Source organism: Pontimonas sp. (assembly GCF_031581085.1).
In the GTDB taxonomy this organism is placed as follows: domain Bacteria; phylum Actinomycetota; class Actinomycetes; order Actinomycetales; family Microbacteriaceae; genus Pontimonas.
In genome coordinates, this window is the sequence record NZ_JAVLBO010000015.1 from 1 (window position 1) to 21286 (window position 21286).

Consider the following 21286-nt stretch of genomic DNA (forward strand, 5'->3'; position numbering starts at 1 on the left):
CGGAGCGTCCTCACTCGCGTCGTAAGAGTCGATACTGTCGCAGGCTTGCGGGGTGCTCGCGTAACTCGACGTTGGACTGGATATCCCCACAAGGCCGAGGCCGAGTGCCGCCGTGACCACAAGACTTAAGGATTTCTGCATGTGCCAACCTCCTGCCATTCGGGCACAGTGGTCTTCACCCTTCATGACACTTACAGGGCAACGCCAGCTGAAACACGCGCAGGAAAAAAAGTGTGCAGGTGACCCAACAGATTGACAGCCGGCCGCAGTGGGCCGGGGAGGAAAGTGCCCCCAGTAGGATTCGAACCTACGGCCTTCTGCTCCGGAGGCAGACGCTCTATCCCCTGAGCTATGGGGGCCAGGTGTGCCTCAAGGTTACACGGTCACTGCCCTCAGTCGGCGCTGGGCCAGACGGTTAGGCTTAGGCGCATGGATCCCTCCTCGTTGGCCGTGCACATCGCGCAGATTGCCGAAAAATACGTTGTCGACGTCACGGGGGAAGTGGCCCACCAGTTGGAGCCCGGTGATGTGGCGCTGGAGCGGCCCAAAAAAGTCGAATTTGGTGACTGGGCCACCTCGGTGGCGATGAAACTGGCGAAGCCTCTGGGTCAGTCGCCTCGTGAGATTGCCGAAGTGCTGGCCGATCGCCTGGGTGATATCGACGGGGTCTCAGCAGTGGAGATTGCGGGCCCTGGTTTTCTCAACATCACCCTCGATAAGGCTGCACTCGGTGAGACCGCGCGAGAGGTCCTCTCCCGCGGTGTGGCCTATGGCCACTCGGATACTCTCCTCGGCCACACCATCAACTTGGAGTTTGTCTCGGCAAACCCGACCGGACCCCTCCACATCGGCCACACCCGTTGGGCAGCACTCGGTGATTCGTTGGCCCGAGTGTTACGCGCTGCGGGTGCTGAAGTGACCAGCGAGTTTTATATCAACGACGCCGGATCACAGATGGACCTCTTTGGTGAATCTGTACTGGCCACGGCCCTCGGTCGAGACCTGCCCGAGGAGGGTTACCCCGGTGAATACGTCCAGGCACTGGGCGCCACCGTGTTAGCCCAATACCCGGGCCTTGCCGACATGGACCACGACGAAGCCCTCGTGTGCGCGAGGGAGTGTGCCTACCGTGAGCAGTTGGCCGCCGTGAGGCGCTCGCTGGAGCTATTCAACGTGCACTTTGACGTGTGGTTTTCCGAGCGACAACTCCACGTCGTGGCCACCCCGGAGGGCACCAGCTTGGTTGACCAGTCGGTTGACCGGTTGCGCGAAGGCGGCCACGTCTTCGATCACGAAGGGGCGGTGTGGGTGCGCACCACCGACTTCGGTGATGACAAAGACCGGGTGATTCGCCGCGCCAACGGTGTCTACACCTACTTCGCGGCTGATGCCGCCTACTACCTGTCGAAAAAAGACCGCGGCTTTGAGAAGAAGATTTACCTGCTGGGCGCCGACCACCACGGCTATGTCCACCGCCTGAAAGCCCTCGCCGGTGCCGCGGGTGACGACCCCGAGCATCACATCGAAATTCTGATCGGCCAGCTGGTCAGTATTAATGGCGAGAAACTCTCCAAACGCTCCGGCAACATCATCGAACTCGATGAACTGCGTGAATGGTTGGGTACCGACGCGCTTCGCTATTCGCTAAGCCGCTCACCCGCGGATTCACCGCTCACTCTGGAGCCCGACGTGCTGTTGGCAAAAACGAACGACAACCCGGTGTTTTATGTCCAATACGCTCACGCGCGCACCCACCAGGTGGGAAGAAATGCCGACGCTGTGGGCATTGACTCCTCCGGTTTTCATGCCGGCGACCTGGTCGAACCCAGTGAAGCCGAACTGCTCACCGCACTGGCGGACTACCCGCGCGTGGTCGCCCAAGCGGCCGAGCTTCGTGAACCCCACCGCGTGGCGAGGTATTTAGAGGACCTCGCGGGTTCGTACCACCGCTGGTATGACGCCTGTCGGGTCACCCCCAAAGGCGACGACCCGATCGAATCGGTCCACCACTCGCGCCGGGTACTCAACGATGCCACCGGTCAGGTGTTGGCAAACGGCTTGGAGCTGCTCGGGGTGTCTGCCCCCGAGCGCATGTAAATGCCAGCACCGATATCCTGGTGGCGAGGCGTCAGGGGGCACCACCGCTCCGCTCGTCTCCACCGCCGTGGTCCGCGCGCCTCGGCACTGAGCCCATTTATCGCGTCGTGAAAGTGCCCATGTCACACCCCCTCGCCCCCGACTGGTTAGTCGAACCCCTGGATCACGACGCGCTCGATCCTGGGGTCTGGCCGGCGCGGGCTGTGCGAGGTGAAGACGGCGAGATACGAATCGGGGGGCTTAGTACCGCGGGGCTGCTCGAGCAATACGGCTCACCGCTCTACCTGCTGGACCTCGACGATGTGCTCGAGCGCGCCAGACGACTGGAAGACACCCTGTCCGCCGCCCTCGCCGTCTCCGGGCGCACTCTGCGCATCCACTACGCGACGAAAGCCCTGTTGGCGGCCGATGTGATTCGCGCTCTGGACGGGCTGGGATGGGGTTTCGATGTCTCCAGTTTCGGCGAATGGGAGTGGACCCGGCGCGCTGGGGCGAACCCGCAACACATCGAATACCAGGGCAACAATAAAAGCCTGCACGAACTGCGCGCCGCCCTCTCCCACGGAGTGGGCCAAATCGTCATCGACAGTGCGGTGGAAGTCGAGCGGGTGGCGGCGGTCGCCACCGAATTGGGAATCAGCCAAGAGGTGATGATTCGGGTGAACACCGGCGTTCACGCCGGGACCCACGACTACTTAGCGACCGCGCGGGAAGACCAAAAATTTGGTGTGGCCAGGGCGGATATCCCCGCGCTCGCCGCCGAAATTTCCCGCCACCAGAGCCTGCGCCTGATCGGGCTGCACTCCCACATTGGCTCCCAAATCGTCGCCCCCGACGGCTTTGTCGAAGCCACCAGGCGGGTGTTGGAGCTGTATCGAGACCTCCAGGTCGACCACCCACTCACCACGCTGAACATTGGCGGTGGCTTCGCCATCCCCTACACCTCCGCCGACCCCGAATCGAATGTGGAGCAGATCGCCTCGATGGTGGGCCACGAAATCGACGCGTTTGTGACCAGGGAGGGCATCACCCTCTCGACCATCGCCTGCGAGCCCGGCCGAATCGTGGTGGGCCCCGCAGGAATCACCCTCTACACCGTCGGCACCACCAAACCGGTCGAGGTCGACTACACCACTGAGGCGGGCTCCGGTGTGGCCACCCGGTTGTATGTCAGCGTCGATGGCGGAATGAGCGACAACATTCGCCCCGCGCTCTACGGGGCGAACTACACGGTGAGTCTCGCCAACCGGTTTGCCACGGCGCCGCCGGCACTCGTGCGGGTCGTCGGCAGCCACTGCGAAAGCGGCGACATTGTCATCCACGACGACTATTTACCCTCCGATGTGACCCCGGGTGACGTCGTCGCGGTCGCCGCCACGGGGGCGTATTGCCACTCGCTGTCGTCGAATTACAACGCTCTGGGGCGGCCCGCGCTCGTGGTGATTGAGGGCGGCGAAGCCCGCGTCGCCATCGCCGCGGAGACCCCCGATGATGTGATGGCCCGTGACCTCGGGTTAGCCTTGGGCTCGCTGGCAGCACATCCACACAGTGTGGGCCAGGAGACGAGCGGTGCAGAGAGGACAGATCAGGCGTGAGGGAAAACTACCGAAACCTGAAAGTGGTGGTGTTGGGCTCCGGCACCGTCGGATCCGAAGTGGTCCACCGCCTGTTGCACGAGCGCGAAGAACTGGGCGCCCGGATCGGCGCCAGACTCGACGTCGTCGGTGTGGCCGTGCGGGATCTCTCGAAGCCGCGCAACCGCGACATCCCCGCCGAGCTGTTACACACCGATGCCGAAGCACTGATCGCCGGAGCCGACATTGTGGTGGAGTTGATGGGCGGTATCGAACCGGCCAAGTCGCTCATTGTGCACGCGCTCGAATCCGGGGCGGACGTCATTAGCGCCAATAAGGCGCTACTCGCCGCGCACGGACCGGAACTCTTTGACGCCGCGACGGCGGTGGGCGCCCAGCTGTACTACGAGGCCGCCGTGGCCGGCGCCATTCCGATTATTCGCCCGCTGCGCGATTCGCTCGCCGGTGATGAAGTCCAGCGCATTTTGGGCATCGTGAACGGCACCACGAACTTTATTCTCGACCTGATGGACCGCGAAGGAGCGTCGATGGAGTCGGCGCTCGCCACCGCGACCGAACTGGGCTACGCCGAAGCAGACCCCACCGCGGATGTGGGCGGCTACGACGCCCAACAAAAGGCCGCGCTGTTGGCCCAGCTGGCCTTTCACACCGCCATCGACCTCGATGAGGTCGGCCGCGAGGGCATTACCGAGATTTCCCTCGAGCAGGTCGAGGCTGCCCGCGACGCCGGCTACGTGATTAAGCTCCTCGCCATTTGCGAGCGGGTGCAAGGGGGCGGTGTCGAAGGAGTGTCCGTTCGCGTACACCCCACTCTGGTCTCCCGCGAGCACCCGCTGGCCGCCGTGCACGGCGCCAATAACGCGGTGTTTGTCGAAGCATCCGGTGCCGGTTCGCTGATGTTTTATGGCGCCGGGGCGGGCGGGCCCGAGACGGCATCAGCCGTGCTGGGTGACATCGTCTCCGCGGCCAGGCGCCACGTCGCCGGCGGTCCCGGTGTGGCCGAATCGACCCACGCCGATCTCGCCATGGTCGACCCGGGGGTCGTGCCCAGCCGCTACCAAATCGCGCTGCAGGTGCGAGACGAACCCGGGGTGCTCGCCCAAATCGCCTCCGTGTTTTCCGACCACGGCGTATCGGTCGAAACGCTGAACCAAACAGTGCCCGCCGAGTCACCCTCGGGTGAAGAGCTCGCTACGCTGGTCATCCACACCCACACCGCGCCGGAGGCGAGCTTGGCAGAAACCGTCGCGCAGCTGGCCGACTCGCCCGTGGTGGCGGCAGTCTCCGGTGTGGTCAGAGTGGAGGGTTCATAGTGGCCAGACAGTGGCGCGGGGTGATCCGCGAATATTGGGACCGCCTGGATGTGAGTAAAGACACTCCGGTGATCACCCTCGGCGAGGGGGGCACGCCGTTGATTCCGGCACCGGCGCTGTCTAAAAAGACCGGTCTCGATGTCTACGTCAAATTTGAGGGCATGAACCCTTCGGGCAGTTTTAAAGACCGCGGAATGACGATGGCGATTTCCAAAGCGATGGAAGCCGGAGCGAAAGCCGTTATTTGTGCCTCCACGGGAAACACGTCGGCCTCGACCGCGGCGTATGCCGCGTGGGCGGGCATTACCTCTGCGGTGCTGGTGCCGGAGGGCAAAATTGCGATGGGCAAATTGAGCCAAGCCGTCGCCCACAACGCGAACATCATCCAAATCGAAGGAAACTTCGACGACTGTTTGGAAATTGCCCGCGAACTGGCCGATCACTACCCCATCCACTTGGTCAATTCGGTCAATAACGACCGCATCGAGGGGCAAAAAACCGCGTCCTTCGAAGTGGTGGACTCACTGGGTCGCGCACCCGACTACCACTTCATGCCCGTGGGCAACGCCGGAAACTACACCGCCTACCACCGCGGCTATAAGGAGGAGCTCGCCCGGGGTCGAACCGACCGGATGCCCCGTATTTTTGGGTTCCAAGCCGCCGGTTCCGCCCCGATCGTCAGCGGTGAGCGCGTCACCACACCCGACACCCTGGCCAGCGCCATTCGAATCGGAAATCCCGCCTCGTGGGATTTAGCCCTCGCCGCCCAAGCCGACACCAACGGATATTTCGGCGCGATCAGCGACGAGGGCATCCTCGCCGCCCACCGGATGCTCTCCCAGACCACGGGGGTCTTTGTCGAACCGTCCTCGGCGATTAGTGTCGCCGGCCTGATGGAGCGCAGCGAAGCGGGAGTACTCGAGCGCGGTGCCACCGCGGTGCTCACCGTCACCGGCCACGGGCTCAAAGACCCGTCCTGGGCGTTGAAGGCAGAAGACGGATCGGACATCGAACCCGTCCGGGTGCCCGTCAACGTGGAACGGGTGGCCGAGCTACTCGGTATGGAAAAGTCCTCTTCGTGAGCGCGAGTATCCCCGCGGGCAGGAGCGTGAGCGTTGTGGTCCCGGCGACAACGGCGAACCTCGGGCCCGGTTTTGACACCCTGGGGATGGCGCTCACCATGTACGACGACGTGACGGTGAGCACTCGCGACGAACCGGGTGTCCGGGTGGAGGTTCACGGCGTGGGCGCCGACGAGCTACCCACCGATGAGTCACACCTGGTGGCCGCCTCACTGATGTATTCGCTGCAGAGCTGGGGCGTGGAGATTCCGGGGATGGACATTGTCGCGACCAACCACATTCCCCAGGGCCGCGGACTGGGAAGCTCCGGCGCAGCCATTGTCGCCGGAGTCCTCGCCGCCAAAGGACTCGCCGAAGGCCTCGTCGAGGTGAGCGATAGTGAACTGTTGCGCATCGCCACGGAGCAGGAGGGACACCCGGACAACATTGCCCCGGCTCTCTTCGGTGGGCTCACGATTGCGTGGATGACCCCGGAGGGGCCACGCTCCACAAAACTCACCGTCCACCGCGGTGTGTCCCTGCTGGTCGCCATTGCCGACCAGAGTCAGATGTCGACTCGCCTCGCCAGGAGCCTGCATCCCGAGACAGTGCCCCACGAGGACGCGATTTTCAACCTCTCTCGGGCGGCCCTGTTGATTGCCGCGCTGCTGGATAGTCCTGAGTTGCTCCCGGAAGCCACCGAGGACCGACTGCACCAGAACTACCGAGCCAGTGCAATGCCAGAAACCAGTGCACTGATTGCTGCGCTGAGGGAGCGCGGCTTCGCCGCTGTCGTGAGCGGTGCCGGACCGTCGATTTTGGTGCTCTGTAGTGACCCCGGCCAGCGGGTCGACGCCGAAGCGTTAATCGCGACCCACGGGGGCGCGTCGTGGCAGTGCCACGCGCTCACCGTCGACCAGCGGGGTGCTACAGTAGAAGCGCTTCCGGGCTTCGCCCACTAAACCAGTAGGCACTCCGGATTTCTCACCGGCTCCTCCCGGCGCCCAAGCCGCCTCGTGTGGCGTGTAGCTCTAGGAGACCTCGTCAGTCGACACCCCGATTGGTGCCGAGGACCCCAGGCCGATGCGGAGAAAATTCCCCGACCTAAGGAGACACCATGGACAACGACACCAGCACGCCCGATTCCACAGAACAACCCGAACCGAAGCGGACCAGCCGCCGGGCAAAGACCGATCAGGTCGTCACCCCCTCTGCGGATGCGACCCCCGACGCGAGCTCCGACGCGAGCTCCGACGCGGGCTCCGACGCGAGCTCCAACGCGACCACTGATGAGTCCACCAACGCGCCAGCCGACACCACGCAGCGCGCATCGGGCCGTGGGGCCAAGACCAGCAAGACCGCAAAATCCCGCGCGCAGAGCCCCGCGGCGGCCGAACCCGCCGCCGAGGGAGAGAGCGCTGGCCAATCGGAGGGCTCCGCTGATTCGGCGGAATCGGGCGATAGCGCCGCCGCGGAGAAGAAAACTTCCGGGCGCGGGGGCTCCAAGCCCACTCGTTCGCGGCGACCCGCAGCGAAAAACCAGGATTCTGACGACCAGGGCGATGCGACAGAGTCCGATTCGGATGACTCTCGAAGCGACGGCTCCGATGACTCCGATTCGGGAAACCGCGGGAGGGGACGCGGCCGCGGCCGTGATCGCCGCCGTGGCCGGGGAAATGGCGGCGATGACGTCGATCCCGAAGTATCTGACGACGATGTCTTGATTCCCATCGGGGGCATCCTCGACGTGCTGGATAACTACGCTTTTGTGCGCACCACCGGGTACCTTCCCGGCCCGACCGACATTTACGTCTCGCTCGGCCAGGTGAAGAAATACAACCTGCGAAAGGGTGACGCCGTCATCGGTTCCATTCGCCAACCCCGCGAAGGGGAAATGCAGGGCCGGCAGAAATACAACGCGCTCGTCTCGGTCGACACCATTAACGCCCAAAGCGTCGATGACGCCCACAAGCGCCCCGATTTTGCCTCGCTCACCGCCATCCAACCCACCACACGCTTGAGTGTCGCCGGAGGGTCGGACATTAAATCGATGGGCTTGGTGGACCTTTTCGCCCCGCTGGCGATGGGTCAGCGCGGCATCATCGTGGCCCCACCCAAGTCGGGAAAATCGACCATGGTTCAGCGCCTGGCCGAAGCGATCGCGGCGAATCACCCCGATGTTCACCTGATGGTGGTCTTGGTCGATGAAAACCCGGAGACGGTGACCGAACTGCAGCGCAGCGTGAAGGGCGAAGTGATCGCCTCCACCTTCGATCGTCCCGCCGATGATCACACCACCATCGCCGAGCTCGCCATTGAGCGCGCCAAGCGCCTGGTGGAACTGGGACACGACGTCGTTGTCATTTTTGATTCCGTCACCCGACTGGCACGCGCCTACCAACTCACCGGCACTCAGTCGCGGGGCAGCCAACAGGCGGACGCTGCGTGGTTGTATCCGACCAAACGCCTGGTGGGCGCGGGTCGACAGGTCGAAGGCGGCGGTTCACTCACGGTGCTGGGAACCCTGCTCGCCGACACCGGCCAAGCCATCGATGACCAGGTCGCCCACGAAATCTCCCAGCTGGCCACCGTCGAACTGGTGCTCTCCTCGGACGCCTCTCGCGCCCGGTTGTTCCCGGCGATCGACGTGGTGCGCTCGGGTACCAGTCGCGATGAAGCCCTGATGGGACACAGCGACGCGACCGTGATGGATGAGTTCCGTCGACACGCTTTGCACGCGGACCAGGTCGAGGTGCTCAGTCACCTGATGGCGATCGCCGAAAAGACTCCCGCAGCCGACGACATTGTGGAAAAGCTGCGCAATTCCCCGGTGGAGTTTCGCCAGGGAGCGTAAGCCATGTGGGATTCGATTGATCAACTCATTGCCGAACACGGCGAGCTTCAAGACAAGCTCGCCGACCCGGCGGTTCACCAGAACCCCGGGATGGCGAGGAAGCTCAATCGTCGCTACCTCGAATTGGATCGAATCGTCAGCACCCACAAAAAAGTCTTGGCCCTGCACGAAGACCTCGAGGCGACCAAAGAACTCGCCAAGGAAGATCCGGGCTTTGCCGATGAAATTCCGGCGCTCAGCGAACAGGTCCAGGACGCCGAGGAGGCGCTCCGGGCGCTCCTGATTCCCAAAGACCCCGATGACGGTCGCGACGTCATCATGGAAATCAAAGGCGGTGAAGGGGGCGAAGAAAGTGCCCTGTTCGCCGCCGACCTGCTGCGGATGTATTTGCACTACGCCGAAATGCGTGGCTGGAAAACCGAAGTGTTGGATAAAACAGAATCCGACATGGGTGGGTATAAAAACATCCAGGTCGCCATCAAGTCGAGCTCCGCTGACCCGGCTGAAGGCGTCTGGGCGAGACTGAAATACGAAGGTGGTGTCCACCGCGTCCAGCGGGTGCCGAGCACCGAGTCTCAGGGCCGCATCCACACGTCGACGACCGGAGTGTTGGTGCTGCCGGAAGTGGATGAGCCAGAAGAGATCGAAATCGGTCCCAATGACCTCAAGGTGGATGTGTTTCGAGCCAGCGGCCCGGGGGGCCAGTCGGTCAACACCACCGACTCGGCGGTGCGCCTAACCCACCTGCCCACCGGCATTGTGGTGTCGATGCAGAACGAAAAATCGCAGTTGCAAAACAAGGAAGCGGCCCTTCGCGTGTTGCGCGCCAGGATTCTCGCCAAGCAGCAGGAAGAACAGGACGCGGAAGCCTCCTCGATTCGTAAATCGCAAATCCGGGGAATGGACCGCTCGGAGCGCATTCGCACCTACAACTTCCCCGAAAACCGGATTGCCGATCACCGCACCGGGTTCAAGGCCTACAACCTCGAGCACGTCATGTCGGGCGCGCTCGACGCGGTGATCGACTCCTGCGTCGCCCACGACGAGGAAGCCCAACTCAAGGCGATAGGCGAGGCGTAGGGTCGTGACCGAGTCCTTTTCGGTCCTCCTCGATCAGACCATCGGCCGGCTTCGCGCCGCCGGCGTGGCCTCACCGGAAGCAGACGCGTGGTCCTTACTCGCCGCGGTAACCGGCGTGAATCGCGGCGAGCTCCAGGCCAAAGCCCTCATCCGCCCCGACATCATCGACGCGGCCCAGCAGGCCCAGCTGGAGCAGTGGGTCACCAGGCGTGAATCGAGGGAGCCACTCTGGCACATCACCGGTGTGGCCCCGTTTTTGGAGCTGGAGCTCGAGGTGGGCCCCGGTGTGTTTACTCCCCGGCCGGAGACTGAACTACTCGCCCACCAGGCCATCGCCGAAGCAGAGGTGATGGTCCCCACCGGCTCCGAGGTGAGCGTGGTGGATTTGTGTGCCGGCTCGGGCGCGATTGGCTTAGCCATCGCCCACCGGGTGGCACACACCCGGCTACTCGCCGTCGAATCATCTCTGGACGCCGCCCACTATTTACGCCACAACGCCTCGCGCTACGCCCCGGAGCGAAGCGACATTTTGGTCGCGGACATCGCCGACGTGTCTCAGAGAGTGGCCGATCACAGTGTCGATGTGGTGGTGTCGAACCCGCCGTATTTGGTCGAAGGCGTCGACCCACTGGATGTGGAGACTACACAATGTGACCCGCCCGAGGCGCTTTTTAGCCCGGGGGAGGGACTCGATGTCATCCGCCGCGTGGTGGACATTTCCCGCCGGATTCTGCGGCCCGGGGGAGTGGTGTTTATCGAGCACGGTATCGAACACGGGGAGGCGACCCGCCAGGCTCTGGGCGATGCGGGGTTTCGACACCCGCAGACTGAGCTGGATTTGCTCGGTCGGGAGCGCTTTAGCCGAGCTGTGGCGCCCGAGCAATAAACGCGTCAATCGCACTGCGAAGCTCCTCGGCACTCTGTTGGGGACTAAACCAGTGCCCGGTAATGCCGAGTGTTTGTGCACCGCGAACGTTTTCCGGCAGGTCGTCGACAAACAGGGTCTGCGAGGCGGAGTGGCCTAAGTGATCGATCGCCCGCTGAAAGACCATGGGGTCTGGTTTTCTCGCGCCAAAGTGCGCGGTGGCAAAGAGGTTTTCGCCAAAAATATCGACTAGTTCCGGGGCGATCTCGCCCAGGTGCTCACCAATGAGTGCGCCGTTGTTGGTCAGTACGGCCACGTCGCCGTGCGTCGCGGCTTCTCGCGCCACGTCAATAATCGGCGGCCTGGCGACCATCCCCGCCCGTCGGTGTGAGAGCCAGTCGGGAACGGAGATATCGGCTTCTAATGCACGGTTGACCCGCTCCAAGTATTCGACACCGGTCGGGGGGTTGCCCGCTTCGGCGGCCCACTCACCGTCGTCGTGCCACCAGCGTCGACGCAGCTCATGAAAATCGTGCCCGGTGACGCTGGTCAGTCGATCCATTCGAATTCGCCACTGGTAGTCGTAGAGGACATTGTCCATGTCGAAGAGGAATAGCATCAGCACCAGCCTAGAGCGCGCAAAGTACACTGTGTGCCGATGACGACCCTCTTTGACCTTGCCCACGAGGATGACGCGCTGCCGGCGCTTCATCAGGCACACGCCGCGCTCACCCGCGGTGAAGTCGTCGTCGTCCCCACCGACACCGTGTACGGCATTGCCGTCTCGCCGGGAACCCCCGGCGCCATCGACACCGTCGTGGGTCTCAAGGGCCGCACTCGCGATATGGCCCCGCCCATCCTGGTCGCAAACCTCGAACAGGTGGCACCCCTGGTGGCTGAGGGGGCCCTGAGCGAGAACGTGCAGGCACTCCTGCAGCGCTATTGGCCGGGTGCGCTGACCGTGGTGTTACCGGTCAACCCGTCGATCCCCTTCGACATTGGCCACACCCCCGGCACGATCGCCCTTCGAAGCCCAGACGATCAATCTCTTTTGGAACTCCTGCGCCTGCACGGGCCGTTGGCGGTCACCAGTGCCAACCGCACCGGTGAGCCGCCCTGCCAGAGCGTGTTTGAAGCAATCAACACCTTCGGTGATGACGTCGCGGTCTACCTGGGAGCCGCCCGCGATTCGACGACCGACCATCTGCCCTCCAGCATCGTCGACGCCACCGAGTTGATCAGCGGGGGAATGGCGTTGTCGCTCATTCGAGAGGGTGCAATTTCAGCCGCCGCGTTGGCCGAAGCCGGTTATGAGGTGTCGGCCGCGTGACCTACTACGCACTGGTGCTGATCGTGGCGACCGTGGTGAGCTTTGGCCTCTCGGTGGTGCTGTGGCAGGTCGGAAAGCGCGTCGGCACCCGTCGGGAAGTGCGCGCTCGCGACGTGCACAAAGAACCCGTCCCTCGCCTGGGCGGTCTGGCTCTCTTCGGCAGTCTTCTGGTGGCGACGCTGGTGGCCAGTCAAGTGAGCTGGTTTGAGGGCATTTTTTCTGACCCCAGTACCGTCTGGGCGCTGGTGGGGGCGGCCGCCGTGGTGGTGGCCATCGGCTTCATCGACGACGTGTTCGAGCTGGACTGGGTGACTAAGTTGGCCGGCCAGGTCTTGGCGGCCGGAATTGTCGCCTGGCAGGGCGTCCAAATTGTCTCGATTCCCATCGGCGGCCTCACCCTCTTTTCGCCGACCCTTTCGCTCATCCTCACCGTCTTGGCCGTCGTGCTGGTGATGAATGCGGTGAACTTCATCGATGGACTAGACGGCCTGGTCGCCGGGGTGACCCTGATCGCGAGCGGGGTCTTCTTCATCTACAGCTTCCTGCTGGCCACCGGTGAAGCAGACACCCCCTACTTCAACTACGCCTCGCTGTTTACGGCAATCCTGTTGGGGGCCGTGTTGGGTTTTGTCCCGCTGAACTGGCACCCGGCCAAGCTGTTCTTGGGCGATTCGGGATCCCTATTGGTGGGCCTGATTATGGCCACGACAGCGATTTCGGTGACCGGTCAGATCGACCCGGCCATGGTCAGTGCCTCACAGCTACTCCCGGCGTTTATCCCGGTGCTCCTGCCACTGGCGGTGTTGGTGGTGCCGCTGCTGGATTTCTTGTTGGCTGTTCTTCGCCGGCTGCGCGCGGGAATGAGTCCCTTCGAGGCCGACCGGCAGCACCTGCACCACCGGCTGCTCGATATGGGCCACACCCACCTGCAGGCGGTCCTCATTCTTTACGCCTGGACGTCGGTGTTGGCCATTGGCACGCTGATGTTTTTATTTGTCGAGTGGTATGTGGCACTGGGAATTATCGCCCTGGGGCTGGTCGGCTCCAGCGTGGTGACCCTTTCGCCCGAGCACCGCGACGTTGACGACCCACTGGCAATTCCCCCTAAACCCGAGAGGACAACGGCGTGAGCGCACAGGATGTGATCAGAAAAGCCCTGCTGTGGGGGGTGGTCTGGACGACGTTGGTGACCATTGTCGCCAGCGTGGCGGGCGCCCTCGTCGCGGATCTTTCGGGAATGCTGGGCGCGCTGCTCGGGGGTGGCATCGGCTTTGCGTTTCTCGCGATCACCCCGCTGTCGATCGTGTGGGGGTTGAAAGCCGGGCGAGGAAACGTCTTAGAGCCGGGGTTCTTCGCCGTGGTGTTGGGGATGTGGTTGGGCAAATTTGTCATCTTCCTCGCCCTCGTGTTCTGGTTGGGCGACTTGGATTGGGCACACCGTGAAACACTGTTTCTCACAATCGTCGCCTCGCTACTCGCGGGTCTCGCGACCGATGTGGTGGTCGTGATTCGCTCCCGGATGCCCTATGTCGATGTGCCACTGCCGAACTCAGACGGGTCCGCGCCGGCAGGGTCGCCGTCCACAGAGTCTCAGTAGCCCCACGCGATGACCACACCGGCGGCACCGGCCGATCCTGCAGCGCCCCCACCGGAGGTGTTTTCCCTTCAGGACCCCGAATCGCTTCGGGCGGGGCTTCGGGCAGCCCGCGTTGCCGTGGGGAAAAAACAGTTGGTGGTCATCCCCACCGATACTCACTACGCGGTCGCCGCCGATGCGTTTTCTCCCGCCGCCCTCGCCGCACTGGCCCGTTTCAAAGGCTGGCAGGAGCCGCCCACACGGCAGGTCTTACTGCCCAGCGCCGAGGCACTGCACGCGTTGGCCGACAGTGTGCCAGAGGCCATCACAGCGCTGACCGAGTCGCTGTGGCCGGGTCCGCTGACAGTGGTGTTACCGGCGGGAAGCAGTCTGCGCTGGAGTGTGGGTGAGGGTGTGGACTCGGTGGGCCTGAGCCTGATCGCCCACCCGGTGATCAGGGAGCTTCTGATCGAGACGGGTCCGTTGGTGGTCAGCGCTGCGCATCCGGCCGGGCAGAGTCCAGAGCACCCGGAAGGTCTCGAGGCTCTGATCGCGGGCGGCCATCCAGACCTCGCCGTCGTTCTCGTCGACGAGAAACTGCCGTGGGATTTCTCGACGCCCGGCTCCACTGTGGTGGAGGTGGTCGGTGCGGATGAGGGCGCTGAGGAAGAAGGCGCTGAGGAAGAAGGCGCTGAGGCACAGGGCGCTGCCGCGTCGAGTGCTGACCGGGTGTCGCTTCGCCTGCTGCGTGAGGGGTTGATTTCGTCGAAGAAGGTGCGCTCGATCCTCGGTGATGGGGTGGCCTGGCGGGAATGACCCCGCCAGAAATGCCTTGATGTGAAGATTTTTTGGCAGTTTCCCAGCCTGGGAGGCTTTTTGGGTATCACCCAGTGCTGCGTGCTTGCTAGAGTGGGGCGACACGTAGCCGCCGCACCTAATCGGTGCCACGACTCGGGAGACAACGCTGTTCGCGACACTCAGTAGCCGCTTGGTACCGCTGGCATCCGGCGATGACGGTGAATTCTCACCCCCTACCATTGCCGAGTTCTTCCCACCGGCCGTGTTATTCGAAGGCACCATTTTCGAAATGAACCGGATCGTTCTGATCCGACTGCTCGCCGTGTTGGCGATCTTCCTCATCTTCTACTTCGGCACCCGCAAGATGTCGGTCATTCCCGGACGCTTCCAGGGCGTGATCGAAATGGCGTTGGACCTGGTGCGAAGCGGGATTGCCATCAACGTGCTGGGTGAGAAAGACGGCAAGCGTTTCCTCCCCCTCATCACCAGCATCTTTTTCCTCGTCTTGTTTATGAACCTCACCGGGGTGATACCCGGGCTCAATATCGCGGGCACCAGTGTGATTGGTATGCCCCTGGTGTTGGCCATCACCGCCTACCTGGCGTTTATTTACGCCGGTGTGAAAAAACACCCCGGGGCGTTTTTCAAAAACTCGCTGTTTCCTCCCGGTGTGCCGCTGCCGCTGTATTTGATCGTCACGCCGATCGAGTTTGTCTCCACCTTCGTGCTGCGGCCGGTCACCCTCACCCTTCGTCTTCTGATGAACATGGTGGTGGGGCACTTCCTGCTGGTGTTGTTTTTCTCCTCCACCCACTTTTTCTTCCTCTACTCCGGTGACCTGCAAGCACTCTTTGGAGTGGGAACCGTTCTCCTGTCGATCGTGTTCACCTTTTTTGAAATCTTCATCGCTATCTTGCAGGCCTACGTCTTTGCCCTCTTGACCGCCGTGTACCTCCAGCTCGCGCTGGCGGAAGAACACTAAACCCCCGCTCCGGCGTGCCGGAGCACCAAATAGGAAGGAACGAGCTGTGGAACTCGCAGAACTCACCGGAAATATCGCCACAGTCGGTTACGGTCTCGCCGCGATTGGCCCCGCCATTGGTGTGGGTATCGTCGTCGGCAAGACCATCGAATCGGTGGCACGCCAACCCGAACTTCAGGGCCGCCTCACGGTGCTGATGTACATCGGTATTGCCTTCACCGAGGCGCTGGCGTTCATCGGTATCGCCACGTACTTCATCTTCACTGGCTAGGAGGCCCCAATGCTGCCGCACACCATGATTCTCGCGGCAGAGGGTGAGGCCCAGAACCCGCTCCTGCCGGCGATTTACGACATCATCTGGTCGATTATTCCCTTCGCCCTGGTGTTGTTGCTGTTCTGGCGCGTGATCTTGCCTCGGCTTCAGACGGTGCTCGACGAGCGCTCGAGTGCCATCGAGGGCGGAATCGAGGACGCGCAGTCGGCTCAGAAAGAAGCCCAGGAAGCACTCGAGAAATACACGAAGCTCCTCGCGGATGCCCGCGACGAGGCGGCCGATATTCGAGACGAAGCCCGCAGCCAAGGCCAGCAGATTTTGGCCGAAATGAAGCAGCAGGCGCAGTCTGAAGCCGATCGCATCGCGCAAAACGCGCAGACCCAGATTGAAGCCGAGCGCCAAGCCGCTCTCGTGTCGCTTCGTAAAGAGGTGGGCTCGTTGGCTCTGGATCTCGCCGGTGCGGTGGTGCGCGACCAGCTGGGAACCGACAAGAAGGCCAAAGCCGTGGTCGATTCGATGCTGGCTGACCTGGAGGCGGACGAGAAGTCGCCGAAAAAGAGCACCGCGAAAAAGGACACCGCGAAGAAGGCCAGTAAGTAACTATGGGAGCACAGACGAGGCAATCGCTAGAGGCGGTGGCACAGCACGCGTCGAAGGCCAAGGGTCACACCCTGGCCCACGTCGCCGGGCTGTTTCACGCCGGCCGCGCCCTAGCCGAACACCCCTCGCTACTGGCTGCCCTCGCCGACCACGGCCACGACTCCACACAGCGTGCCACGCTGCTCGATGGCGCGCTGGGGTCGCTCGATAAATCCGCTAGGGCCCTGCTCGATGACGTCGTGGGCCTCGCCTGGTCCGAACCCGCCGACCTACTCCAGGGCATCGAAGAGTACGGGATTCGCTTGAGCGTGGGGCTCGGTGACACCGACGTGCTGGTGTCGCACCTACTGGAGCTCTCTCGCACCATCAGGGCTCACGCCGAGTTGCAGTTGGCACTCTCGGATAAGCGCGCGAGTGCCGATTCTAAGCGCAGCATCGTGATGGCCCTTGGCGCCAAATCGATGGATAAGGTCGCTCTCGAAGTCGCCGCCTACGTCGCGCCGCAACCGCGCGGTCGCCGAGCGAGCGACGCGCTGGTCGATGCGGCCCGGCTGGCCTGTCACCAAGACGGCAGAGGCCTCGCCGAAGTATCTGTCGCCACAGAACTTTCCGCTGCGCAGATGAAGACTGTGCAACAGACTGTGCTGAAGCGTTTTGGCACCGAGTGTTACCTCGATGTGGTCATCGCCCCGGAGGTAATCGGCGGCGCGCGCATTCACGTGGGTGACGTGGTGATCGACGGCAGCGTCGACACGCAATTGAACGCAATGAGACTCCAGCTGGCTGGCTGACAACAGACGTAATTGGGCAACAACAAGGAATGGACAAATGGCAGAACTGACAATCAACCCGGATGAAATCCGCGATGCACTCCAAAAGTTTGCATCCAGCTATGAACCGGGCGGTGCCCAGGCAACCGAGGTCGGGACCGTTGTGGATGCCGCCGACGGTATTGCCCACGTGGAAGGCCTCCCCGGTTGTATGGCCAACGAACTGGTGCGCTTCGCCGACGGGACACTAGGCATCGCCCAGAACCTCGACGAAAACGAAATCGGTGTGGTCGTCCTCGGTGAATTCGACGGTGTCGTCGCCGGTAGTGAAGTCACCCGCACCGGTGAAGTCCTCTCGGTCCCCGTCGGTGAGGGATACCTCGGCCGGGTCGTGGACCCGCTGGGCAACCCGATTGACGGCTTAGGCGAAATCGATTCCGACTCGCGTCGCGCCCTGGAGCTCCAAGCCCCCGGCGTGATGGCGCGTAAGTCGGTGCACGAGCCCATGCAGACAGGAATCAAAGCCATCGACGCGATGATTCCGATCGGCCGTGGCCAGCGTCAGTTGATCATCGGTGACCGCCAGACGGGTAAGACTGCCATCGCGGTCGACACCATCATCAACCAGAAAGACAACTGGGCATCGGGTGACCCGGAGAAGCAGGTGCGCTGTATTTATGTGGCCGTCGGGCAAAAAGGCTCGACCGTTGCCGCCGTGCGCGGAGCCCTCGAAGAAGCCGGCGCCATGGAATACACCACAATCGTCGCCTCACCCGCTTCCGACCCCGCGGGATTCAAATACCTCGCCCCCTACACCGGCTCGGCCATCGGCCAGCACTGGATGTATGACTCCAAGCACGTGCTGATCATCTTCGATGACCTGTCCAAGCAGGCCGAGGCCTACCGTGCGGTGTCGCTGCTGCTGCGTCGTCCACCGGGCCGTGAAGCCTTCCCCGGTGACGTCTTCTACTTACACTCCCGCCTGCTGGAGCGTTGTGCGAAGCTCTCCGACGAACTCGGTGCCGGGTCGATGACGGGTCTTCCCATCATTGAAACCAAAGCCAACGACGTCTCGGCGTTCATCCCCACCAACGTGATTTCGATTACTGACGGTCAGATCTTCTTGCAGTCGGATCTGTTCAACGCCAACCAGCGCCCCGCAGTGGACGTCGGTATTTCGGTGTCTCGTGTCGGTGGTGACGCCCAGGTCAAATCGATCAAGAGCGTGTCGGGAACGCTGAAGCTCGAGCTCGCCCAGTACCGCTCCCTGGAAGCATTCGCCATGTTTGCCTCCGACTTGGATGCGGCGAGCCGTCGCCAGCTGGCCCGCGGTGCCCGGTTGACGGAGCTGTTGAAGCAGCCGCAGTATTCGCCCTACCCGGTCGAAGACCAGGTGGTGTCTATTTGGGCGGGAACCAACGGCAAGCTCGACGACATTGCGGTGGAGGAAGTACTGAAGTTCGAATCGGAACTTCTCGACCACCTGCGTCGAAACACCAAGCTCTTGGACACCATTCGCGAGAGTGGAAAACTCGAGGATGACACGAAAGCAGAGTTGGAAAAAGAGGTCGACACGTTTGTGACCTCATTCCGCGGCGCCGGCAGTGACGGTCTGGGTCAGCCCGGATCGGAAGAATTCGACGCTCTGGAAGACGAAGACATCGAGCAGGAGAAAATCGTCCGGCGCAAGCGCTAGGACGATTGGCGACCGACAAGGAAGAGAACACACACGAGTATGGGTGCACAACTTCGGGAGTACCGCGGCAAGATTCGCTCTGCCAAGGCGACCAAGAAGATTACCCGGGCGATGGAGCTGATCTCCGCCTCCCGGATTCAAAAGGCACAGCAGCGTATGGCTGAAGCCGCCCCCTATTCGCGCGCGGTGACCCGCGCGGTCTCCTCGGTGGCGACCTACTCGAGCATCGACCACCCGCTGTTGACCGAAGCGGAAAACCCCCGCCGTGCGGCGGTGGTGATTTTCTCTGCTGACCGCGGTTTGGCCGGGGCCTTTTCCGCTCAGGTGCTGCGTGAAGCGGGTGACCTCGCCGAGCGTCTCCGCGGCGAAGGCAAAGAGGTGCTCTACTACGTGCTGGGGCGAAAAGCGGTGCAGTATTTCCAGTTTCGTGAGCGCCCCACCGAGAAGCAGTGGATGGGCGGCTCGGACAAGCCCGAGTTCGACACCGCCAAGGAAGTCGCCGAAACGGTCATTGAGAAATTCACCGAAGACACCGATGCGGGTGGTGTGGATGAAATCCACATCGTCTACAACCGCTTCGTGAGCCTGGTTACCCAGCAACCAGAGGTCGTGCGGGTGTTGCCCCTGGAAGTAGTGGAAGGTGTCGAAGAGCCCGGTGACACCGAAGTGTTCCCGCTCTACGAGTTTGAACCAGAACCCGATCAGGTGCTGGACGCCCTTCTCCCGCGCTACATCGAAACGCGTATTTTCCAGGCCATGTTGCAATCGGCGGCCTCCGAGCACGCGGCGAGACAAAAGGCCATGAAGTCGGCGAGTGATAACGCCGACAACCTCATCTCGGACTACACCCGGTTGTTTAACAACGCCCGGCAGGCCGAAATTACCCAACAGATTTCCGAAATCGTCGGTGGCGCAAACGCGCTCCAAGGCTCCAAGTAAACAGAAAGAGACAGCGAAATGGCACAAGCTAAGACGGCAGTCGTTACCGGTCGTATTGCGCGCGTCACCGGCCCGGTGGTGGACGTCGAGTTCCCCAGTGATCACCTGCCCGGTATTTACAACGCGCTGCGCACCGAACTCACCCTCGGTGGCGAACAATCGACCCTGACTCTCGAGGTCGCCCAGCACCTCGGTGACAACCTGGTTCGCGCCATCGCACTAAAGCCCACCGACGGCCTGGTGCGGGGACAGTCCGTGGAAGACACCGGTGCACCCATTAGCGTGCCCGTCGGCGACGTCACCAAGGGCAAAGTCTTCAACGTCTTGGGTGAGGTGCTCAACCACGACGAGCAGATCCCCGAGTCCAATGAGCGCTGGAGCATCCACCGCACACCGCCCGCATTCGACCAGCTGGAGTCGAAGACCCAGCTGTTCGAAACCGGCATTAAAGTCATCGACCTGCTCACCCCGTATGTGCAGGGGGGAAAAATTGGTCTCTTCGGTGGTGCCGGTGTGGGTAAAACGGTGCTCATCCAAGAGATGATCCAGCGTGTGGCCCAAGACCACGGTGGTGTCTCCGTGTTCGCCGGTGTGGGGGAGCGCACCCGTGAGGGTAACGACCTCATCGGGGAAATGGAAGAAGCCGGCGTCTTCGACAAGACCGCCCTCGTGTTCGGTCAGATGGACGAGCCACCAGGAACGCGTCTTCGCGTGGCACTGAGTGCACTGACCATGGCCGAGTACTTCCGCGACGTGCAAAACCAGGACGTGCTGTTGTTCATTGACAACATCTTCCGGTTTACCCAGGCAGGCTCTGAGGTATCGACCCTGCTGGGTCGTATGCCCTCCGCTGTGGGGTACCAGCCAAACCTCGCCGATGAGATGGGTATCCTCCAGGAGCGCATCACCTCGACCCGCGGCCACTCGATTACGTCGCTGCAGGCTATTTACGTCCCTGCGGATGACTACACCGACCCGGCTCCGGCGACGACCTTCGCCCACTTGGACGCCACCACGGAGCTGTCTCGTGAAATTGCCTCGCGTGGTCTCTACCCCGCGGTGGACCCACTGACATCGACCAGTCGAATCCTCGACCCGATGTACATCGGTGATGACCACTACCGGGTGGCCACGACGGTCAAGCAGATTCTGCAGAAGAACAAGGAACTCCAGGAAATCATCGCCATCCTCGGTGTCGATGAGCTCTCCGAAGAAGACAAGGTGACGGTCTCTCGTGCCCGTCGCATCCAGCAGTTCCTCTCGCAGAACACCTACATGGCGAAGAAATTCACCGGCGTGGAGGGCTCGACCGTGTCGCTGAAAGACACCATCGAATCGTTTGACGCGATTGCCCGCGGTGACTTCGACCACGTGGCCGAGCAGGCGTTCTTCAACGTCGGCCCGATTACCGACGTGGAAGAAAAGTGGGCGACCATGCAAAAGGAGATGGAGTAGC

Annotated in this window: 20 protein-coding genes and 1 tRNA gene; 19 read left to right on the forward strand and 2 right to left on the reverse strand. The window is 62.5% G+C overall.

Annotation, left to right across the window (positions count from 1 at the left end; all coding sequences use genetic code 11):
- Positions 1-286: 286 nt before the first annotated feature.
- Positions 287-359, reverse strand: a tRNA-Arg gene (locus RI518_RS05360).
- A 70-nt stretch (positions 360-429) separates the two neighbouring features.
- On the opposite strand from RI518_RS05360, the gene RI518_RS05365 reads away from it, so the two are divergent.
- The 8 genes from RI518_RS05365 to prmC all read left to right on the forward strand — a co-directional run bounded on the left by RI518_RS05365 (position 430) and on the right by prmC (position 10886).
- Positions 430-2097 carry an arginine--tRNA ligase gene (locus RI518_RS05365; protein WP_310689556.1) on the forward strand — a complete coding sequence of 556 codons (1668 nt, stop codon included), beginning with the start codon at positions 430-432 and terminating at the stop codon, positions 2095-2097.
- Between the two features lie 119 nt (positions 2098-2216).
- The gene (gene lysA, locus RI518_RS05370) at positions 2217-3692 is read left to right on the forward strand and encodes a diaminopimelate decarboxylase (RefSeq protein WP_310689557.1); all 1476 of its coding nucleotides are present in this window, start codon (positions 2217-2219) and stop codon (positions 3690-3692) included.
- A complete protein-coding gene (locus RI518_RS05375; RefSeq protein ID WP_310671443.1) occupies positions 3689-5005 on the forward strand; it encodes a homoserine dehydrogenase in 1317 nt (438 codons plus the stop codon). The genes lysA and RI518_RS05375 overlap by 4 nt, the downstream gene beginning before the upstream one ends.
- Entirely contained in the window at positions 5005-6087 is a 1083-nt protein-coding gene (gene thrC, locus RI518_RS05380) for a threonine synthase (RefSeq protein WP_310671444.1), read from the forward strand. The genes RI518_RS05375 and thrC overlap by 1 nt, the downstream gene beginning before the upstream one ends.
- Positions 6084-7028, forward strand: a complete 945-nt coding sequence (thrB, locus tag RI518_RS05385; RefSeq protein WP_310671445.1) for a homoserine kinase — start codon at positions 6084-6086, stop codon at positions 7026-7028. The genes thrC and thrB overlap by 4 nt, the downstream gene beginning before the upstream one ends.
- A gap of 155 nt (positions 7029-7183) precedes the next feature.
- Positions 7184-8920, forward strand: coding sequence for a transcription termination factor Rho (gene rho, locus RI518_RS05390; protein ID WP_310689558.1), 1737 nt, complete (start codon positions 7184-7186; stop codon positions 8918-8920).
- 3 nt (positions 8921-8923) lie between these two features.
- Complete coding sequence (gene prfA / locus RI518_RS05395) at positions 8924-10000, forward strand: peptide chain release factor 1 (RefSeq protein ID WP_310671447.1); 1077 nt, start codon at positions 8924-8926, stop codon at positions 9998-10000.
- Positions 10001-10004: 4 nt separating this feature from the next.
- Positions 10005-10886, forward strand: a complete 882-nt coding sequence (prmC, locus tag RI518_RS05400) for a peptide chain release factor N(5)-glutamine methyltransferase (protein WP_310671448.1) — start codon at positions 10005-10007, stop codon at positions 10884-10886.
- On the opposite strand, the gene RI518_RS05405 is transcribed toward prmC, so the two are convergent.
- Positions 10858-11484: an HAD-IA family hydrolase gene (locus RI518_RS05405; RefSeq protein ID WP_310671483.1), complete on the reverse strand. Its 627-nt coding sequence runs from the start codon at positions 11482-11484 to the stop codon at positions 10858-10860. The two genes, prmC and RI518_RS05405, sit on opposite strands and share 29 nt — an antisense overlap.
- A gap of 39 nt (positions 11485-11523) precedes the next feature.
- Between RI518_RS05405 and RI518_RS05410 the strand changes: the two genes are divergently transcribed.
- The 11 genes from RI518_RS05410 to atpD all read left to right on the forward strand — a co-directional run bounded on the left by RI518_RS05410 (position 11524) and on the right by atpD (position 21285).
- Positions 11524-12195, forward strand: a complete 672-nt coding sequence (locus tag RI518_RS05410) for an L-threonylcarbamoyladenylate synthase (RefSeq protein ID WP_310671449.1) — start codon at positions 11524-11526, stop codon at positions 12193-12195.
- Positions 12192-13325 carry an MraY family glycosyltransferase gene (locus RI518_RS05415; RefSeq protein ID WP_310671451.1) on the forward strand — a complete coding sequence of 378 codons (1134 nt, stop codon included), beginning with the start codon at positions 12192-12194 and terminating at the stop codon, positions 13323-13325. The genes RI518_RS05410 and RI518_RS05415 overlap by 4 nt, the downstream gene beginning before the upstream one ends.
- A complete protein-coding gene (locus RI518_RS05420; protein ID WP_310671452.1) occupies positions 13322-13792 on the forward strand; it encodes a hypothetical protein in 471 nt (156 codons plus the stop codon). Before RI518_RS05415 ends, RI518_RS05420 begins: the two co-directional genes overlap by 4 nt.
- A gap of 9 nt (positions 13793-13801) precedes the next feature.
- Positions 13802-14587 carry a Sua5/YciO/YrdC/YwlC family protein gene (locus RI518_RS05425; protein ID WP_310671453.1) on the forward strand — a complete coding sequence of 262 codons (786 nt, stop codon included), beginning with the start codon at positions 13802-13804 and terminating at the stop codon, positions 14585-14587.
- A 271-nt stretch (positions 14588-14858) separates the two neighbouring features.
- Complete coding sequence (atpB, locus tag RI518_RS05430) at positions 14859-15551, forward strand: F0F1 ATP synthase subunit A (RefSeq protein WP_310671454.1); 693 nt, start codon at positions 14859-14861, stop codon at positions 15549-15551.
- 46 nt (positions 15552-15597) lie between these two features.
- Positions 15598-15822, forward strand: coding sequence for an ATP synthase F0 subunit C (atpE, locus tag RI518_RS05435; RefSeq protein WP_104913860.1), 225 nt, complete (start codon positions 15598-15600; stop codon positions 15820-15822).
- A gap of 9 nt (positions 15823-15831) precedes the next feature.
- A complete protein-coding gene (locus RI518_RS05440; protein ID WP_310671462.1) occupies positions 15832-16425 on the forward strand; it encodes a F0F1 ATP synthase subunit B in 594 nt (197 codons plus the stop codon).
- A gap of 2 nt (positions 16426-16427) precedes the next feature.
- Positions 16428-17216: a F0F1 ATP synthase subunit delta gene (locus RI518_RS05445; RefSeq protein ID WP_310689559.1), complete on the forward strand. Its 789-nt coding sequence runs from the start codon at positions 16428-16430 to the stop codon at positions 17214-17216.
- Positions 17217-17253: 37 nt separating this feature from the next.
- Positions 17254-18891, forward strand: coding sequence for a F0F1 ATP synthase subunit alpha (gene atpA / locus RI518_RS05450; RefSeq protein ID WP_310671465.1), 1638 nt, complete (start codon positions 17254-17256; stop codon positions 18889-18891).
- Positions 18892-18930: 39 nt separating this feature from the next.
- On the forward strand, positions 18931-19830 hold the full coding sequence (locus RI518_RS05455) for a F0F1 ATP synthase subunit gamma (protein ID WP_310689560.1): 900 nt from the start codon (positions 18931-18933) through the stop codon (positions 19828-19830).
- A gap of 18 nt (positions 19831-19848) precedes the next feature.
- The gene (atpD, locus tag RI518_RS05460) at positions 19849-21285 is read left to right on the forward strand and encodes a F0F1 ATP synthase subunit beta (RefSeq protein WP_310671468.1); all 1437 of its coding nucleotides are present in this window, start codon (positions 19849-19851) and stop codon (positions 21283-21285) included.
- Position 21286: the final 1 nt, after the last annotated feature.

Bases quoted from the DNA above. Each gene is read 5' to 3' on its own strand.
- atpA (WP_310671465.1), top strand. From the start codon at position 17,254: ATGGCAGAACTGACAATCAACCCGGATGAAATCCGCGATGCACTCCAA.
- RI518_RS05410 (WP_310671449.1), top strand. From the start codon at position 11,524: ATGACGACCCTCTTTGACCTTGCCCACGAGGATGACGCGCTGCCGGCG.
- RI518_RS05425 (WP_310671453.1), top strand. From the start codon at position 13,802: ATGACCACACCGGCGGCACCGGCCGATCCTGCAGCGCCCCCACCGGAG.
- lysA (WP_310689557.1), top strand. From the start codon at position 2,217: ATGTCACACCCCCTCGCCCCCGACTGGTTAGTCGAACCCCTGGATCAC.
- RI518_RS05445 (WP_310689559.1), top strand. From the start codon at position 16,428: ATGGGAGCACAGACGAGGCAATCGCTAGAGGCGGTGGCACAGCACGCG.
- prfA (WP_310671447.1), top strand. From the start codon at position 8,924: ATGTGGGATTCGATTGATCAACTCATTGCCGAACACGGCGAGCTTCAA.
- RI518_RS05440 (WP_310671462.1), top strand. From the start codon at position 15,832: ATGCTGCCGCACACCATGATTCTCGCGGCAGAGGGTGAGGCCCAGAAC.
- atpB (WP_310671454.1), top strand. From the start codon at position 14,859: ATGAACCGGATCGTTCTGATCCGACTGCTCGCCGTGTTGGCGATCTTC.
- atpD (WP_310671468.1), top strand. From the start codon at position 19,849: ATGGCACAAGCTAAGACGGCAGTCGTTACCGGTCGTATTGCGCGCGTC.
- rho (WP_310689558.1), top strand. From the start codon at position 7,184: ATGGACAACGACACCAGCACGCCCGATTCCACAGAACAACCCGAACCG.
- RI518_RS05405 (WP_310671483.1), bottom strand. From the start codon at position 11,484: ATGCTATTCCTCTTCGACATGGACAATGTCCTCTACGACTACCAGTGG.
- RI518_RS05455 (WP_310689560.1), top strand. From the start codon at position 18,931: ATGGGTGCACAACTTCGGGAGTACCGCGGCAAGATTCGCTCTGCCAAG.
- RI518_RS05365 (WP_310689556.1), top strand. From the start codon at position 430: ATGGATCCCTCCTCGTTGGCCGTGCACATCGCGCAGATTGCCGAAAAA.